Source organism: Ilumatobacter nonamiensis YM16-303 (genome assembly GCF_000350145.1).
Taxonomy (GTDB): domain Bacteria; phylum Actinomycetota; class Acidimicrobiia; order Acidimicrobiales; family Ilumatobacteraceae; genus Ilumatobacter_A; species Ilumatobacter_A nonamiensis.
Genome location: NZ_BAOL01000121.1, coordinates 1 through 16,978, shown reverse-complemented (window position 1 = coordinate 16,978; position 16,978 = coordinate 1). Strand labels below are relative to the sequence as shown.

The 16,978-nt window shown below is 66.0% G+C and carries 14 protein-coding genes and 1 pseudogene; 3 read left to right on the top strand and 12 right to left on the bottom strand.

The features are described 5' to 3' along the window. Window positions 1-33 precede the first annotated feature (33 nt). Window positions 34-564, bottom strand: a complete 531-nt coding sequence (locus tag ON45_RS12370) for a hypothetical protein (RefSeq protein WP_040494291.1) — start codon at window positions 562-564, stop codon at window positions 34-36. Between the two features lie 230 nt (window positions 565-794). On the opposite strand from ON45_RS12370, the gene ON45_RS12365 reads away from it, so the two are divergent. Next, complete coding sequence (locus ON45_RS12365; RefSeq protein WP_148288659.1) at window positions 795-1,028, top strand: LapA family protein; 234 nt, start codon at window positions 795-797, stop codon at window positions 1,026-1,028. 12 nt (window positions 1,029-1,040) lie between these two features. On the opposite strand, the gene ON45_RS12360 is transcribed toward ON45_RS12365, so the two are convergent. Then, window positions 1,041-1,313, bottom strand: a complete 273-nt coding sequence (locus ON45_RS12360) for a GlsB/YeaQ/YmgE family stress response membrane protein (RefSeq protein ID WP_040494289.1) — start codon at window positions 1,311-1,313, stop codon at window positions 1,041-1,043. 83 nt (window positions 1,314-1,396) lie between these two features. Here ON45_RS12360 and ON45_RS12355 point away from each other — a divergent pair, with 83 nt between their 5' ends. Further along, window positions 1,397-3,460, top strand: a complete 2,064-nt coding sequence (locus ON45_RS12355; RefSeq protein ID WP_051062977.1) for a thioredoxin domain-containing protein — start codon at window positions 1,397-1,399, stop codon at window positions 3,458-3,460. Here ON45_RS12355 and ON45_RS12350 read toward each other — a convergent pair. From ON45_RS12350 to ON45_RS12330, 5 genes are all read right to left on the bottom strand, one after another. Beyond that, window positions 3,426-4,052, bottom strand: coding sequence for a nitroreductase family protein (locus ON45_RS12350; RefSeq protein WP_040494288.1), 627 nt, complete (start codon window positions 4,050-4,052; stop codon window positions 3,426-3,428). The genes ON45_RS12355 and ON45_RS12350 overlap by 35 nt on opposite strands. Window positions 4,053-4,134: 82 nt before the next feature. Then, window positions 4,135-4,791: a hypothetical protein gene (locus tag ON45_RS12345; protein ID WP_148288658.1), complete on the bottom strand. Its 657-nt coding sequence runs from the start codon at window positions 4,789-4,791 to the stop codon at window positions 4,135-4,137. 10 nt (window positions 4,792-4,801) lie between these two features. Beyond that, entirely contained in the window at window positions 4,802-8,410 is a 3,609-nt protein-coding gene (dnaE, locus tag ON45_RS12340) for a DNA polymerase III subunit alpha (RefSeq protein WP_040494286.1), read from the bottom strand. 64 nt (window positions 8,411-8,474) lie between these two features. Continuing rightward, the gene (locus tag ON45_RS12335) at window positions 8,475-9,029 is read right to left on the bottom strand and encodes a proteasome activator (RefSeq protein ID WP_051062976.1); all 555 of its coding nucleotides are present in this window, start codon (window positions 9,027-9,029) and stop codon (window positions 8,475-8,477) included. A gap of 17 nt (window positions 9,030-9,046) precedes the next feature. Then, window positions 9,047-10,168, bottom strand: a complete 1,122-nt coding sequence (locus tag ON45_RS12330) for an alkaline phosphatase family protein (protein ID WP_051062975.1) — start codon at window positions 10,166-10,168, stop codon at window positions 9,047-9,049. A gap of 48 nt (window positions 10,169-10,216) precedes the next feature. Here ON45_RS12330 and ON45_RS12325 point away from each other — a divergent pair, with 48 nt between their 5' ends. Beyond that, on the top strand, window positions 10,217-10,672 hold the full coding sequence (locus ON45_RS12325) for an RrF2 family transcriptional regulator (protein WP_040494295.1): 456 nt from the start codon (window positions 10,217-10,219) through the stop codon (window positions 10,670-10,672). A gap of 51 nt (window positions 10,673-10,723) precedes the next feature. Here the strand turns inward: ON45_RS12325 and ON45_RS12320 are convergent, their stop codons facing one another. The 5 genes and pseudogenes from ON45_RS12320 to ON45_RS23100 all read right to left on the bottom strand — a co-directional run. Further along, window positions 10,724-11,677 carry an RluA family pseudouridine synthase gene (locus tag ON45_RS12320; protein WP_040494285.1) on the bottom strand — a complete coding sequence of 318 codons (954 nt, stop codon included), beginning with the start codon at window positions 11,675-11,677 and terminating at the stop codon, window positions 10,724-10,726. After that, entirely contained in the window at window positions 11,674-12,225 is a 552-nt protein-coding gene (gene lspA, locus ON45_RS12315) for a signal peptidase II (protein ID WP_051062974.1), read from the bottom strand. The genes ON45_RS12320 and lspA overlap by 4 nt, the downstream gene beginning before the upstream one ends. Beyond that, complete coding sequence (locus tag ON45_RS23530; protein WP_193788223.1) at window positions 12,206-13,060, bottom strand: TraR/DksA family transcriptional regulator; 855 nt, start codon at window positions 13,058-13,060, stop codon at window positions 12,206-12,208. The genes lspA and ON45_RS23530 overlap by 20 nt, the downstream gene beginning before the upstream one ends. Before the next feature lie 47 nt (window positions 13,061-13,107). Continuing rightward, complete coding sequence (gene ileS, locus ON45_RS12305) at window positions 13,108-16,197, bottom strand: isoleucine--tRNA ligase (RefSeq protein ID WP_040494283.1); 3,090 nt, start codon at window positions 16,195-16,197, stop codon at window positions 13,108-13,110. A 33-nt stretch (window positions 16,198-16,230) separates the two neighbouring features. Further along, window positions 16,231-16,978 (bottom strand): annotated as a pseudogene (locus ON45_RS23100) (hypothetical protein); the annotation flags it as partial.

The window sequence follows — 16,978 nt, the reverse complement described above, 5'->3', positions numbered from 1 at the left end:
GCGCTCCGTGCGCGAACTGTTCACGAGAACGGCCTATTCGGCGGCGACGGCCGTCTCGTGGTGGGCGTCGTCGAGCTCGTGGATGCCGAGGGCGTCGAGCATGTCGTTCATGTGATGGAACAGGATGCGCTTGCCTTCGATCTTGTACTCGTGACCGGTCGAGCTGTCCGTGATGACCGCCGTGCGCACCGACATCTTCTGGTGCATCTCGACGCTGAGGCTGGCGCGATCGAGCGTCTCGATCAGGATCAGGTGCTTCGCGAGGATGATGCCCTTCGCATTGTTGGACGTCATCAAGTAGAGCTTCGTCGGCGATGCGGCCAGGATGATGACCGGCGGGAGCTGCCCCGACGTGGCGGCATAGCGCCCACCGATGTAGCCGGCGGAGGCTCCGATGCTCTGCCCGAGGTCACCACCGACGGCGTCACCGAGCGTCGAGCCGGCCAACGACCCCGCCGCCACCTTCCACGTCATGCCCTTCGGTTGGAAGTCGCCGGCGACGGTGATCTCGTCGTCGCCCGTGGCCTCACGTGCGAGGTCGATCAACTTCTGCTTCAGATCCATCGGAATCTTCCTTTCTGGAGTCGTCGCCGACGGATGTCAGCAGCGTGCGTCAGCAATCTAGACCCCGATGCTTCCCTGGACGTGGCACGTCGCTCACCGATCTCCGCATCGTGTCGGGTCGTTCGGCCGTCGGGTTTCGGGCGCCGGCGTGATGGGTACCTCGATGTCGGAAGGTGACGTACATCACATCACGTTCAACGACCGAGATCGAGCAAAGGGAGACCATCAACATGGCCGATGAACACGACCGCAACGAGAGTTCGATCAGAACCCGACAGACGATCCGCATCGTGGTGTGGGTCGTGGCCGTTGCTGCGGTGGTGATCTTCGCCGCGGCGAACAGCCAGGAGGTGCCGGTCGACTGGGTGTTCGGCGACACCGACCTCGCACTGTGGATCGTGATTGCCGGCTCCGCGCTCGTCGGAGCGATCATCGGCTACGTCGCCCGTTGGCGCCGCGACTGATCGAGCGTCGTTCTACCGGCCGCTACGGGACCGGCGACCGCCTCCCGAGATGGCGTGCACGATCAGCAGCAGCAGGATCGCTCCGAGGGCGGCGACGAGGATGCTGTAGATCGAGAACCCGTCGACGCCTCGGTTGTCCACCAGCGACATCAGCCACCCGCCGATGAACGCTCCGAGCACGCCGATCACCAGCGAGTAGATGCACCCGCCGCGGTCGTCGCGCACGATCCAGCGTGCCAACACACCGGCGATCAATCCGACGACGATCCATCCGAGAACGCTCATGGATCGGGACCGTATCAACTGGGGTCAGACCTCAGTTGTAACGGTCCGGACGGACCGCAGATCGCGTCGCTACCCTCGAAACGGTGAACCGACTGGCCGAAGAAACATCGCCGTACCTGCGGCAACACCGTGACAACCCCGTCGACTGGTACCCCTGGGGCGATGAGGCGTTCGCCGCCGCGCACGAGCGCAACGTGCCGATTCTGCTGTCGGTCGGGTACTCGGCGTGCCACTGGTGCCACGTGATGGCCCACGAGTGCTTCGAGGACGACGAGGTCGCGTCCAAGATGAACGAGCTGTACGTCAACGTGAAGGTCGACCGCGAGGAGCGCCCCGACGTCGACCAGCTGTACATGGACGCCGTGCAGGCGCTCACCGGCCGCGGCGGCTGGCCGATGACGGTGTTCCTCACGCCCGACGCCAAGCCGTTCTACGGCGGCACCTACTTCCCCAAGCCGCAGTTCCTCCAGTTGCTCGACGCCGTCGACGACGCCTACCGCAACAAGCCGGACGACCTGGCCAAGAACACCAAGACCCTGACCGAGGCGGTCAGCAAGACCGCCGATCTCGAACCGGCAGATGACATCCCGACGATCGAGCAATTGAACACGACGGTCCAGACGCTGGCCCGCGCGTTCGACCCCGAGTGGGGCGGGTTCGGCAAGGAACCCAAGTTCCCGTCCACCTTCCACCTCGAACTGATCATGCGCGCCTACATGACGTCGGGCTCGGATGCGGCCAAGACCGTGATCACGACCACGCTCGATGCGATGGCCGCCGGCGGCATCTACGACCACATCGGCGGAGGGTTCGCCCGCTACTCGACCGACCGCGAGTGGCTCGTCCCCCATTTCGAGAAGATGCTCTACGACCAGGCGCTCCTCGCTCAGACCTACCTCCATGCGCTCGTCGTCCTGCGCCAACCCCAGTGGCGTCAGGTGGTGCAGGACACGATCGAGTACGTCCTGAACACGCTCACCCACGAGGAAGGCGGCTTCTACTCCGCCGAGGACGCCGACTCCCCCGACGACGAGGGCAACGGTGTCGAGGGGCTCTTCTACACCTGGACGCCCGACGAGGTGAGGGCCGCACTTCCGAAGGTCAAGCCGGAGATCATCGAGCAGACCCTGGCGTGGTGGGACATCAACGACGAGGGCAACTTCGAGACATCGAACGGATCACGCTCCATCCCGAACCGCACGAAGCATCGCGGGGAACTGGTGCGGCCCGACGAGATCTCCTTCACCCGCCAACGGATGGCCGAGGCGCGCGCCAAGCGCCGCCGGCCCGGACTCGACGACAAGGTGTTGGTGGAGTGGAACGCTCTGTTCCTCTCGGCGCTCGCCCAGGCCGGCGCCGTGTTCAACCACCAGCCATGGCTCGACGCGGCGGTCAAGAACGCCGAGTTCCTGATCGACAACATGCGGGGCATGAACGGCCGCTGGTACCGCTCGTGGCAGGCGGACGGGAACCCGCCAGCTCGCCATGATGCGCTGGCCGCCGACCACGCCGCGCTCGTCGACGCCTTCACCCGGCTCGCCGAGGCGACGGGCGAAGCCCGCTGGATCGAGGAGGCTCGGGCGACGGCCGACACGATGCTCGACTGGTTCTTCGACCCCAGCAACGGTGGGTTGTTCACCAACGCCGAGGACGGCGAGCACCTGATCGCGCGACAGAAGGACATCGCCGACAACGCGACCCCGTCCGCCAACTCGCAGGCCGCCATTGCGCTCTATCGCCTCGCCGCCCTCACCGGTGAGCCCCGCTACACGAACCATGCCGACCGCATCCTGCACGTGCTCGCCGGCCAGGTCGACGACAAGGTCGGGATGTTCTCCAACGGCATGCTCGCCACCGACCTGTCCCGCCGCGGCACCACCGAGATCGTCATCGTCGGCGGCGAGGACGAGAACGGCGTCGAACACGACATGTCGCAGTTCGTGCGTCTCGCCCACTCGGTCTGGCGTCCGGACGCTGTCCTTGCCTGGGGCGAGCCGTACGACTCGCCGCTGTGGGAGGGCCGGACGCCGGGCAAGGCGTACGTGTGTCGTGACCACGTGTGTGCCGCACCGTCGAGCACGGTCGACGAGTTCGTGCAGGCGCTGACCGGCGTCAAGCAGAAGGCTGCCAGCGACCCCGACGAATGATCTCGCCGGGTGACCGACGCGGTCGATCCGCCGAGCGAGCCTGCTCCTTCGGCTCGCCGGACGCGGCCGGCAGTCCGAGGGCGATCACCCCGATGATCTGAAGGCGGTCCGGGACCGCAAACTCCTGCCGGACCTCGCTCTCGTTCTGGAAGAGCCCGAAGAACAGGGCACCGAGGCCCTCGTCCTCCGCGGCGAGCAGGATCGTCATCGCTGCCATCGACGCGTCGATCGTCCAGTACGGCGCCGGCCACGCCTCGGTGCCGGCGCCCAGACCCGTCCGCTCCTTGTCGGGCTCGCCGTACCGCTCGACGTAGGCGTCTGGGTCGGCCAGCACGATCATCAGCACCGGCGCGTCGAGCAGCTGCGTCCAGCGGAACGATGCCCGCTTCTCGATCGGGAGCGTGATGTCCCAGTAACGGCCGACCTGCTCGGGCCCCTCGAGCACCAGAGCGTGCCACCCCTGGGTCTTGCCCGCACTCGGCGCCCGACTCGCCAGGTCGACGAACTCGTCGATCAGCGCGGGGTCGAGACCCTCAGGCGCGAACGCCCGCGTCATCCTCCGGTTGCGGACGACGTGGCGGAACTCCGTCATTTCCCGGGTTCGTGTGACCGAAAGTGACAGCGGACGCAGATTCGGTCACACGAATCGGAAGGACCGGGGCACGTGAACCAGCTCAGCGTTTGCCGAGCTTGACGAGGTCTTCGGCCATGGTCCAGCCGTACACGACCATCGCCCCGCCCTTCTTGGCGGGGATCTTGCTCATCATGTCGACGAGCTCGTCGTCGAGCTTCTCCGGGCTGGAGGTCTCGAAGTCGAGGTAGCCGTCCTGGGCTCCCGACGCCGACGTGAACGTCTTCGCGTCGTAGGTCTTGTCGATCGCGAAGCGCTTCGCGAGGCGGCGGCCCCATGCACGCTCTTCGCCGACCGCATCTTCACCGGGCGACGGCGTGAGGCCGTCGAGGTCCTTGAACGCCTCGCGGGCGTCGGCGTTGATGAACCGCGAGCCCACGACGACGTCTTCGTCGGGGAAGGCCATCAGCGCTCGGTGGTAGGCCTCGTTCATGAGTCCGCGCAGCACCTGGTCACGCTTGCTGGAGCGCTTGACACTCATCAGGCCGATCAGAACGCACGGCGTGCCGCCGATCCGCTCGAGCGTGGAGAAGGTGAACCCGTGCAGTGCATTGCCGAAACGAGCCGTCGTGATGAGCACCCAATCTTCCTGCGCCTTCGACAGTTGACCTGCGGTGAACGCGTCGTCCATCGACGCCAATTCATCGAGATCGGTGTCTTCCAGCGCGGACGCGTCATTGGTCACAACATCGAGAGCCATCAACACCATTCTACAGCAGGACGGCGTCGTGACCGAAAGCCATCCGCAGTTCCCCCACCACTCGATCGAGGTCGACCCGGAACTCGTCGGACAGCTTGAGTACCTTCTGCTGGCCGATGTCGACCATCACGACCGAGTCGCCCGGATGTTCCTTGACGATCCGCTTGAGCCGTTGAATCTTGAGCTCATCGAGTGTGGGTGCCGGCAGTCGCAAGCGGAGCGGAGCTGCCGGGCCGTCGCTCAGGCCCTGCAGCACGTTGATCGTCTGGCCGATCAGGCCGAAGCGGGATTCGTCCCGACGGTCGAGTCGCCCCTTCACCGAGACGATCAGGTCGTCTTCGAGCTTGTGCCCCTGTTCGGCCAGCGTGCGCGGGAAGATGGTGACCTCGATCGAGGCGTCGAGGTCCTCGAGCACGAACACCGCCATCTGATCGCCCTTCTTGGTGAACTTCCGGGCCAGATTGGTGATCACGCCGCCCACGACGACCGGCGTGCCGTCCTCCATGTTCGGGAGATCGATCAGGTTGTGCTCGACCTTGCGCTTGAGCGCGCCCTCCACACCGAACAGCGGATGGTCGGACACGTACAGCCCGAGCATCTCCTTTTCATAGCGAAGCTTGTCGGCCTTGTCGAACTCCATGTTGTCCGGGATCGGCGTGCGTTCGTCGAAGGCCTCCCCGGCACCACCCGCTCCGTCCGCGGAGTCACCCGAATCACCGGGGTCGTCGTTCCAGTCACCGAACAGGCTCATCACACCCTTCTCGGCCTCCCGACGACGCTTGACGGTCGTGTCGATGATGTGCTCGAACACCGTGAGCAGGGCACGGCGGTCGTGGCCGAGCGAGTCGAAACCGCCGCCCTTGATCAGGGACTCGATCGTACGCTTGTTCAGCACACCCTCCGGAACGCGCTCGACGAAGTCGTGGAAGCTGACGAACTGACCGTTCTCGTCACGCTCGGCGAGCAGTAACTCGACGAGCGCCTCGCCCACGTTGCGCACCGCCGAGAGGCCGAACGTGATCGCTCCTGGACTCCCCACGGGCACCGTGACACCCTCGGGCAGCTCGTCGGGCGAGAGCGCGCCGAAGTTGATCAGTGACCGGTTCACGTCCGGCGGCAGCACCTTGATCCCCATCGACCGGCAGTCGGACAGGTAGGTGGCCGCCTTGTCGAGGTTGTTCTTGACGCTGGTGAGCAACGAAGCGATGTACTCGACCGGGTAGTGCGCCTTCATGTACGCGGTCTGGTAGGTGATCAGCCCGTAGCCGAACGTGTGGCTCTTGTTGAACGCGTAGTCGGCGAACTTCTCGATGATGTCGAACAACATCGGGCCCATCTCGTCGCCGTAGCCCTGTTCGACGACACCGTCCTCGAACGCCTGACGCGCCTTGGCCATGACCTCGCGCGACTTCTTGCCCATCGCCTTGCGGAGGTTGTCGGCTTCGGCGAGCGAGTACCCGGCGAACTTCTGCGCCACCCGCATCACGCTCTCCTGATAGATCATCAGGCCGTACGTGTCGCCCAGCACCTCCTCGGCGTCGTCGTGGAAGTAGCTCACCTCCTGGCGACCGTTCTTGCGGTCGGCGAAGTCGTAGTGCATGTTCACCGACATCGGACCGGGTCGATACAGCGCGAGCACCGCGGCGATGTCTTCGAACGTGGTCGGCTCCATCGCCTTGAGCAGCTGACGCATCGGCGGTGACTCGAGCTGGAAGATTCCGATCGTGTCGCCCCGGGACAGCAGCTCGAACGTCGCCGGATCTTCCAGGGTCACCTGCTCGATGTCGAAATCCGGATTGCCTCGCTCCCGGATCATCGTCTCGGCATCGGAGATCACGTCGAGGTTGCGCAGCCCGAGGAAGTCCATCTTCAGCAGGCCGAGCGATTCGACGCCGTGCATCTCGAACTGGGTGACGACGGGAGCGTCCTCCGGGTCGACGCCCGATTCGGGTTTGCGCTGGATCGGGACGTAGTCGGTGACCGGATCCTTGGTGATCACCACCGCTGCCGCATGGATGCCGTCGGAACGTTTCAGTCCCTCGAGGCCCATCGCGACGTCGATCACCTTCTTGATGTCGGGATCGGTGTCGTACATGGCGCGCAGATCGGAGGCGGCCTTGTACCCGTCGGCGTACTTGGGGGTCTGCTCGAAGCAGTACTTGAGCGGCGTGTCCCGTCCCATCACGAGTGGCGGCATCGCCTTGGCGATCTTGTCGCCGACCCCGTACGGATAGCCGAGCACGCGCGCCGCGTCCCGCGCCGCATTGCGGGCCTTGATCGACCCGAAGGTGATGATCTGCGCCACGTGGTCCCGGCCGTAGCGCTCGGCGGCGTAGCGGATCATGTCCTCCCGATGTCGCGTCTCGAAGTCCATGTCGATGTCGGGCATCGACACGCGGCTCGGGTTCAGGAAGCGCTCGAAGAGCAGGTCGTACTTGATCGGGTCGAGGTCGGTGATCCAGAGGCAGTACGCCACCGCGCACCCGGCGGCCGATCCACGGCCGGGCCCGACCCGGATGTTGTTGTCACGGGCGTACTTGATGAGATCCCAGGTGATGAGGAAGTACGACGCGAAACCCATGTCGCAGATGGTCTGCAACTCGTACGCGAGCCGTTCGACTGCCTCGGGTGGAACCTCCTTGCCCCAGCGCTTCTCGGCGCCCACTTGCGTGAGGTGGCGGAGATACGCCTCGTCGTCGGCGAAACCCTCGGGGAGCGGGAAGTTCGGGAGCAGTGGCTTGCCGAACTCGATCTCGACGTTCGCCCGCTCGGCGATCCACAAGCTGTTGTCGCACGCCGTGGGAACCTCGCGGAACAGGTAGCGCATCTCGGCCGCGGTCTTGAGGTAGTGATCACTCCCCTCGAACTTGAAGCGCTTGGGGTCCGACATGAGCGAACCGGTCTGCACGCAGAGCAGCGCGTCGTGGGAGTCGTGGTCGTGCTGATGGGTGTAGTGGCTGTCGTTCGTGGCCAGCAGCGGTGCCTTGATCTTCTTCGCGATGTCGAGCAGCTTCGGATTCGTCTCGCGCTGGGCCGGGATTCCGTGGTCCTGGATCTCGATGAAGAAGTTGTCCCGACCGAAGATGTCCTGGAGCCGAGCGGCCTTCTCGAGCGCTCCGCCCTCGTCGCCGTTGAGCAGCGACTGCAGCACGTGACCGCCCAGGCATCCGCTCGTGGCGATCAGCCCCTCGGAGTACTTCTCGAGCAACTCCCAGTCCATCCGGGGCTTGTAGTAGTAGCCCTCCATGAACGCGAGCGACGACAACTGGATCAGGTTCTGATACCCGGTGTTGTTCTCGGCGAGCAGGATCAGGTGGTAGTAGAGCTTGTTCCCCGACTGTGTCTCGCCGCCCGAGTCGTCGACCCGGCCACGCCGCGACGGCCGTTCGGAGCGGTGGTCGTGGGCCATGTAGGCCTCGGTGCCGATGATCGGCTTGATCCCCTGCTTGTTGCACTCCTTGTAGAAGTCCAACGTTCCGTACATGTTGCCGTGATCGGTCATGCCGATCGCCGGCTGGCCGTCCTCGACCGCCTTGGCCACCATCTCGTCGAGTCGGGACGCACCGTCGAGCATCGAGAACTCGGTGTGGACGTGGAGATGGGTGAACGAGTCGGCCATGAGAGCTGTTCAAATTACCCGCGTGTGACTTGGACTGCCAGCGCGATCGGCGAGATCGACGCGATCACAGATAGGTGCCGGTCTGCGGCGGCTGCTGGCCACCGGGCCGTTGCCCCGGACCCGCGCCCTCCGCCTGACCGGGCAGCTGCTTCATCTGTTGCAGCTGCTGCTGCGCTGCGTACTGCTGGGCCATCAGGCTCGCCTGGATCCCGTGGAACAGACCCTCGAGCCACCCGACGAGTTGAGCCTTGGCCACCCGGAGTTCGGCTTCGCTGGGCACGCCGTCGTCGTCGAACGGCAACGACAGCATCCGCAGTTCCTCTTGGAGGTCGGGAGACAACGCGCTCGACAGCTCCACGATCGAACGCTCGTACACCTCGGCGAGCCGCTCACGGGACGCCTGATCGAGGTCGGCGTTGCGCACTTCTTCCAACAGCTGCTTGACCATCGAACCGATCCGCATCACCTTGGCCGGCTCGGTGACGGCGTCGCCGTCGGTCTCCTCGTCCTCGCCGTCGGACACCTCTCCGTCGGCAGCGTCGTCGGGGCGCTCCGTTTCGGCGGTGTCGTCCAATTCGACGACTTCGGGTTGTACAGCGCTGTCGGAAGTGTCGGCCATGTGGCGAGTCTCGCGCGTCACCCCACGAGAGCGCCAAGGAGTGGGACATTGACCTCGGCCGACGTCATCGAACCGTGGCGACAGACGAGTTCGAACGGGCCGGAGTCGGACTCCTCGTAGAAACTCACGGGCTCGTGAGCGCACAATGCCACGTCGCCGAGACGGCGCTGGATCTGCGGCGGCACCGTCGGGCCGAACCAGGCTTCGTCGAGCATCTGCTCTTTCGTGACGACCCAGGCGATGTCGTCGTACGCATCCGTTGCTGCGTCGACGAGCCCGTCGATGTCGTTCGCTGCACAGTGCCACCACCGGAAGCGACCCTCGCCCGACTGGAACGTGACCGGCCCCAACATCTCCTCGGACGGATGAATGACGCGGTCGCCCACGTGAACTTGACCGTGATCGGCAGTGACCAGTACCGCTGTCCCCGCCGGGACGGTGGCCAACACGTCAGCGACCAGTGCGTCGGCGTAGCGGAGTTCGGCGTCGTAGAAGTCGCCGAAACCCCGCTCGTGGGCGATCTTGTCGATGCCGTTGTAATAGCAGTAGACGAACCGCTCCCCCGCCCGAAGCTGCTGCGCGGTCTCGACCGCGATGCTCGACGGAGCCCGCCAGCCGACCTGTGCGCTTCCCCGCAGATGCGCCTCGCTGAACGCCGAGTTCTGCAGTTCACCCTGAGCGATCACCGGGACCCGATGGCCCAGGAACGGCTCGAAGGGCTGGATCGACGACGGTGGCTGCGATCGCCGAACCTGTTGCTCACCGACCGACCAGCGCAGCACGTTCATCACCTCGCCGCCCAGCACCATCCGGTAGCCGACGAGCCCGTGCTCACCCGGTGTCAGCCCGGTCGTGATCGAGCTGAGGGCCGTCGCGGTGGTGGTGGGGGCGACCGTGTGGATCGCCTGTCCCTGCATGGACATCAGCGTGGGCGCCAACTCCGCGTGGCTGTGCAATTGGTCCCAGCCCAGGCCGTCGAGCACGAGCAGGACGACGGCGTCCGCGGCCCGAACCGCGTCCGGCATCCACCCCGGAACGGTGTCGGCCCACGTGGAGGGGCCCAGAATCGCCGGGATGATCCCGCGGACATTGGGACCGGAATAGTCCGGAACGATCGGATTCCCGCCTGCACGACTCACTTGCCACAGTCTACGGACTCGACGCGGTCGTGGCCTACAGTGCAGTGCGTGCGCATCTCCACCCGCGGCGACTACGCCTGTCGCGCCCTGCTGTCATTGGCATTGCGCGACGACGAGGGGCCCACGTCGGTGCGCGACATCGCGGAACGGACCGGGCTCCCCCAGCCGTATCTCGAGCAGATCCTGCTCGCACTGAAGGGTGCCGGACTGGTGCGCTCGAAGCGCGGGGTCGGTGGCGGCTACCTGCTCAACCGTCCAGCGGATGAGATCACGCTCGCCGAGATCGTGTCCGCCGTCGACGGCCCGATCACGCTCGGCGACTTCGGTCAGCCGCACCAGGACGGTTCCTGCGACCACGAGGGCCAGTGCGTCCTGTTGGCCATCTGGGACCAAGCCGGCTCCCACATGCGCCAGCACCTCAACGGCTACACGCTCGCCGCGATTGCCGACATCAGCCGCGGCGAAGCCCCCTGGCCCGCACTGACCGCCCACGAACTGTCCTGATCGTCGGCGCCGCCGCGGTGCACGCGTGCCGTACCGTGGCGGGTCAGAGCGTCATGTGACGCCGGCGTTGTCGAGCCAGGCCTGCAGGTCGGGGGCCAACGGGCTGTGGTGGGTGACGCGCTCGCCCGTGCCGGGGTGATCGAATTCGAGTTGTGCGGCGTGGAGGAACGGACGCTCGAGGCCGAGCACGGGGCGACGCTGACCGTACGTGGGATCGCCCACGAGGGGATGATTGATCGACGACAGATGAACCCGGATCTGATGGGTCCGGCCGGTCTCGAGGCGGCATTCCAACCGCGACACGGTCGCAGGTGACGTGTAGCTCCCGACCACTCGGTAGTCGGTGCGCGACGGGCGTCCGTCGGCCACGACCGCCATGCGCAGCGGGTCGCTCCGGCTGCGTCCGAGCGGTGCGTCGATGATTCCGTGCGGCGCCTCGGGAACGCCCCACACGACGGCGTCGTACACCCTCGTCGCACTGTGGTCGGCGAACTGGCTGATGAGGACATCGACCGCGTGACTGGTGCGAGCGACGACGAGCAGCCCCGAGCTTCCTGCATCGAGTCGGTGCACGATGCCCGGCCGCATCCGGTCCCCCACACCCTCGATGTCGGGAAATCGTGCGAGGAGTCCATTGGCGAGCGTGCCGGTCGTGTTCCCGGCGCCCGGGTGCACCACGAGCCCCGGCGGCTTGTCGACGACGATCACCTGATCGTCCTCGTACACCACGCCGAACTCGACGGTCGGGTCCGGTCCGGGCACCTCGTCCACCGGGAACTTCGTCGGGTCGACCGCGACCACCTGGCCGGCAGCGAGGCGGACCTTGCCCGACGGAGCGGCTTGTCCGTCGACGGTCACGCCACCGGCGCTGATCGTCGCCGTGGCATCGGAACGACTCACGTCACCGATCAGCGCCACGATGCGATCGAGACGCTGTCCGTCGAGCGCCGTCGGCACCTCGTCGACGAGCGCGTGGCCCGGCTCGGGAGCGCTGTCGTCGCTCATGTCGATGCCGATCCTGCCCCGAACGCACGCGCTCGACGAGCGGTCAGTATCGCGTTCAGGATCAGGGCCGCGGCACCCACGTTGATCGCGATGTCCGCGATGTTGAAGATCGGGAACCACTGGAAGTCGATGAAGTCGACGACCGAACCGCGGAGCCATGCCTCCTGGCGGAACGCCCGGTCGATCAGGTTGCCCGCGGCTCCGCCGATGACACACCCGATTCCGAACGTGTTCAGGCGCCCGCCCGTGGTGCGCAGCGACACGAGCAACCACACGATGACGACGGTGGCGACCACTGCGATGATCGGGCCGAGGCCCTGGCCCCGACTGAACGCCATTCCGCTGTTGAACGCCAGATTCCACTGGAGCGTCCAGATCACCTCGATGACACGACCGTCGGACAGCCGATTGACCGCCCAGTGCTTGGTGAGCTGGTCGAGCACGACCACGCCCACCGCCAACAGCACCGGTGCCCGCCACTCGCTCGCCGAACGGACGGGCTCCGAGCCCTCGTCGGACGCGACCGCCTTATCGTCGTCCAGCGCCACTGACCTTCTCAGCGGCCAGCACCGTCGTCTCCGGCAGCGCCTCGAGCCGCTCTCGCGGGATGGGGAGGCCCGAGACCTCCGAATACCCGTAGATGCCCGTCTTGATCCGTTCCAGGGCCTCGTCGATCTCCAGGATCGTCTGGCGCGCCTGGCTCGACAGCAGCCGGTCGAGGTCGCGCTGGACGACCATCGTGTCGCCCTCGCCGCCTTCGTCGTCGAACTGGACGTCGCCCATTTCGCCGTCCTCGATCAGGCTCTCGGCCTCGTCCTCGAGCCGGGTCGCTCGCTTGAGCTCCGCGGCCTTGCGCGCTTCGAGTTCATCGCGTTGCGACTTGAGGAACTTGACGTCGAAATCCTTCGTGTAGCCGATCCCATCCTTGGACATCCGGGCAGCCGGAATCTCGTGCACGGAGGGAACGTCGTTGGACAGCAGGGGGGACTGACTCGACGTCGACTTCTTCGCTGACATCTTCGTGCTTGCTCGTTTCGATGAAGGGCGGGCAGCGCCGGAGCGCTCCGCCGGTTTCGTGGATGCGGTCTTCTTGCTTGCGGACTTCTTCGCCACCGTCTTCTTGGCGGCGGCTTTCTTCGCCGGCGACTTCTTGGCGGGCGCCTTCTTCGTTGCGGTCTTCTTCGACGGAGCCTGCTTGGCTGCGGACTTCTTCTTCGCGGGCGCCTTCTTCGACGCGGTCTTCTTCGCCGCCGCTTTCTTCTTGGCCGGCGCCTTCGTGGCCGGTGACTTCCTCGCCGCCGCTTTCTTGGTCGCCGATTTCTTCGCCGCGGTCTTCTTTGCTGCGGTCTTCTTCTTCGACGCAGTCTTCTTCGCAGCGGCCATGGAGATCCCCATCAAGTTCGGCGGTGTGAGCGCCGGACTCTACCGCCTCAGCCTGCGCGGACCACAGCGATCTGCGGCTCCTTCACCCCTTCGGGTGCTTCGACGATGTCGAGCGACGTCGCCAGGGTCTCTGAGGAGACGAGGTCGCCGTGCGTCCGCAGCGCCTCGACGACGTCGGGCCCGGCGGTGATCGACAGCGCGATCCGGTCGGAGACGTCGAGATCAGCGTCACGGCGCGCCTGCTGGATCGAGCGGATCAGGTCACGCGCTCGACCCTCGATCTCCAGCTCGTCGGTGACATTGGTGTCCAGTGCCACCACCCCGGCGTGGGCGCCGAGGCCGGTGCTCGCCTGGTCGTCGGACGCGACCTGCTCGACGGAGAACTCGCCGTCCTCGAGGACGAATCCACCCACGGTGACCACACCGGCGTCAACCGACCAATCGCCGGCCTTGTGCGCCTTGATGACGTTCTGCACGTCCTTGCCCAAACGCGGTCCGAGCTTCGCCGGCACCAACTTGAGTTCTTCGGCGGCAACCGCTCCCACGTCGGTCGTCAGCTCGACCGCGCGCACGTTGACCTCGTCGGCGATCAGATCGGTGAAATCGGCCAGGCGGTCGGCTTCGGGCGACGCCACGGTCAACGACTGCAACGGCAGACGGACCCGACGACCGTGCGCCTTGCGGACCGACAACGTCGACGAGCACACGTCACGAGCGAGGTCCATCGACGCGACCAGCTCCTCATCGGCGGGAAGCTCGTCGACGGTCGGCCAATCGGTGAGGTGGACACTCGCGTCGTCGGACAGACCGTCGTGGATTGCTTCGGAGATCAGCGGCAGCAGCGGAGCGGACAGCCGGGTGAACACCGACAGAACCGTGTGCAGCGTGTCGATCGCGTCGGCATCGCCCTGCCAGAACCGCGAACGGCTCCGCCGGACGTACCAGTTCGTGAGCACGTCGAGGTACGAACGGACCCGCTGACAGGCGCCGAACAGGTCGTACTCGTCCATCGACTCGGTGACGTCCTCGACGAGGTCGCGGGTCTTCGCGAGCACGTACCGGTCGAGCACGTTCGTGGAATCGGTCCGCACCGTCCCGTGATGACCGCCCGCGTTCGCGTACAGCGTCAGGAAGTACCACGAGTTCCACAACGGGAGGAGGATCTGTCGCACGGTCTCGCGCATGCCGGCTTCGGTGACCATGCCGTCACCGCCGCGCAGGATCGTCGACGACAGGAGGTGCCAACGCACGGCATCGGAGCCGTGGCTGTCGAACATCTCCGACGGGTCGGGGTAGTTGTCGAGCGACTTCGACATCTTCTGGCCGTCGTCGCCGAGCACGATGCCGTGCGAGACGCAGGACGAGAAGGCCGGGCGGTCGAACAGCGCCGTGGCCAAGACGTGCAGCGTGTAGAACCATCCGCGCGTCTGGCCGATGTATTCGACGATGAAGTCGCCCGGGTAGTGGTTCTCGAACCATTCGGTGTTCTCGAACGGATAGTGGACCTGGGCGAACGGCATCGACCCCGACTCGAACCAGCAGTCGAGTACCTCGGGGACGCGACGCATCATCGACTCTCCGCTCGGATCATCCGGGTTCGGACGCACGAGGTCGTCGATCGCTGGACGGTGCAGGTCCGTCACCGACGCGCCGTCGAGGCACTCGGCGAAGTCGGCTTCGAGCTGTTCGAGGGAGCCGTACACGTCGAGTCGCGGGAACTCGGGATTGTCGGACTTCCAGACAGGGATCGGTGAGCCCCAGAAGCGGTTGCGGCTGATCGCCCAGTCCCGAGCGTTGGCGATCCACTTCCCGAAGCTGCCGTCCTTGATGTGCGCGGGCTGCCAGGTGATCTGTTCGTTCAGTTCGACCATCCGGTCGCGGAACTTGGTGACCTCGACGAACCACGACGACACCGCCCGGTACACGAGCGGCTGCGCGCAGCGCCAGCAGTGCGGATACGAGTGGTCGTAGGTGGCGTGGCGGATCACGACGTCGCCGCGCTCCTTGAGCGCGCGGATGACGTCCGGGTTCGCGTCGAACACGTGCTGACCCACCCAGTCGGACACCTCCGCGGTGTACTGGCCGTGCTCGTCCATCGGGCAGATCGTCGGGATCCCGACGGAGGTGCACACGTTCTGGTCGTCCTCACCGAAGCCGGGTGCCAGGTGGACGATCCCCGTACCGTCCTCGACGGTCACGAAGTCGGCACCGAGGATCTGGAACGCGTTCGGCGTGTCGGCGAAGTAGTCGAACATCGGCGTGTAGGTGCGCCCGACGAGTTCACTCCCCTTCAGCGTCGACACCACGGTTCCCTCGCCGAGTTCGGCGTCGTAGTGGGAGCGCAATGCGTCGGCGATGACGTACCGGGTCCCGGCGAGTTCGACGACGGCGTAGTCGACGTCGGGGCCGACCGCGAGCGCGAGATTCGAGGGCAGCGTCCACGGGGTGGTCGTCCACGCGAGGAGCTTCTCGCCCGAGTCGAGCGTGAAGGCGACGGTGAGCGCCGGGTCCTGGCGATCCCGATACGTGTCGTCCATCCGGGTCTCGGTGTTCGACAGCGGCGTCTCGCACCGCCAGCAGTAGGCGAGAACCCGGTAGCCCTCGTAGATGAGACCTTTGTCGTGCAGCGTCTTGAACGCCCACATGACGCTCTCCATGTAGGAGAGGTCGAGCGTCTTGTAGTCGTTGTCGAAGTCGACCCAGCGGGCCTGACGGGTGACGTAGTCCCGCCACTCGTCGGTGTACTGCAGAACGCTCGTCCGACACGACTCGTTGAACTTGTCGATCCCGAACTCGATGATCTCGGGATGACCGGAGATGCCGAGTTCCTGTTCGGCCTTGACTTCGGCGGGCAGGCCGTGGCAATCCCATCCGAAGCGCCGCTCGACGCGCTTGCCCCGCATCGTCTGGTAACGCGGGATCGCGTCCTTGACGTAGCCGGTCAGCAGGTGCCCGTAGTGCGGCAAGCCGTTCGCGAAGGGAGGACCGTCGTAAAAGACGAACTCGTTGTCGCCGTTGGGACCGGCGTCGCGCTGGTCGATCGACGCCTGGAACGTTCCGTCGCGCTCCCAGCGATCGAGAATGTTCCGCTCGAGCGCTGGGAAGTCGGGTTGCGGGTCGACGTCGGGATAGGACACGGACGAGAGGCTATCGACGCCTCCCGTGCGGAATCACGTGCGTATCGAGCCCGGATTCGAGTCGGAGTCGGGTTCCTCGTCGGCGATGTCGGTCTGGATGACCAGACCGACCGTGTCGTCGCCGTCGTCGGCTCCGTTCTCTCCACCATTCGACTCGACCGCGCCGGCGCCGTCGTCGGCGTCCGTCGAGTCGTCACCTCGCGCGAACTCGAGTTGCTTGGCGACCTCGTCCTCGGGCGCCTCGATGCCGCCCGGCGTGTCGTCGTGCGACGCGGAGAGCAGCGGCCGGCGAACCTCACCGATCCCACCGGGCACCCGCTCGGTGAGTTCGAGCATCGTCGTGGCCGCCTCGCGCATCCGCGATCGTTCGTCGGAGAGATGACGTTCGAGGTGATCGACGTCGGACTCGAGGAAATCGCGTCGGGCGCGGAGCGAGTCGACCTCGGCCTTGACCGTGACCCGCTCGGACTCCCCCGCACGCCGCGCCTCGTCTCGCGCTTCGGCCAGCATTCGCTCCGACTGCTCGCGGGTCGATGCGAGCGTCTTGTCGGCCTCGGCCGTGGCGTCGCGCTCGATGCGTTCCGCTTCGGCTTTCGCCTCGGCCATGGTCGTGTCCGCGGTGCGCTGTGCGAGCAACAACGTGCGACTGATCGTCTCGGACTCGTCCACCGATGCGGTCGGGCCGGCCTCGCCGGCGGCGGGGCCCGCCGGTTCGCTCGTGGGCACGGGCGTCGGCGCGCCGTTCTCGGTGATCTCCTGGAGGCGGGCGACCGCGGCGCGA